Here is a 349-nt window from a genome sequence, read left to right as displayed (position 1 = left end):
CCGCAGCGCCGCCGCCGATCAGCACCGCGAGAGCGGCTGCCGCCGACCCGGCGACCGCCCGTCGCCGCCGCGTTCCCCTGGTCACGTGCGCACCTCACGCGACGCACGCGGCCAGAACGCCCACACCACGAGCACCGTCGCCCCGATCGTGAGACCGCCGAGGACGAGGGGATCCCCGAGCCCCGCGATCACGGTGGCGACCCCGGGCACCGAGAACAGGACGACACGGACCGAGCTCACCGGGTACGGGAAGGGATCGTCATCGGCGTTCGCATCGCCGCGCATCGTGATGACACGATGCTCCTCGTCGCCGCCCGGGGCGACCGACGTCACCCGGTGCGTCACCGGC

1 pseudogene is annotated in these 349 nt (G+C 73.9%); it reads right to left on the bottom strand.

The features are described from left to right. Positions 1-81: 81 nt before the first annotated feature. Positions 82-349, bottom strand: a pseudogene (locus RTM68_RS11060) (S26 family signal peptidase); the annotation flags it as partial.

This window comes from Microbacterium sp., from assembly GCF_031988965.1.
Taxonomy (GTDB): Bacteria; Actinomycetota; Actinomycetes; order Actinomycetales; family Microbacteriaceae; genus Microbacterium.
Note: the sequence above shows the minus strand (reverse complement) of the source record. Positions and strands in the feature narration are given on the sequence as shown.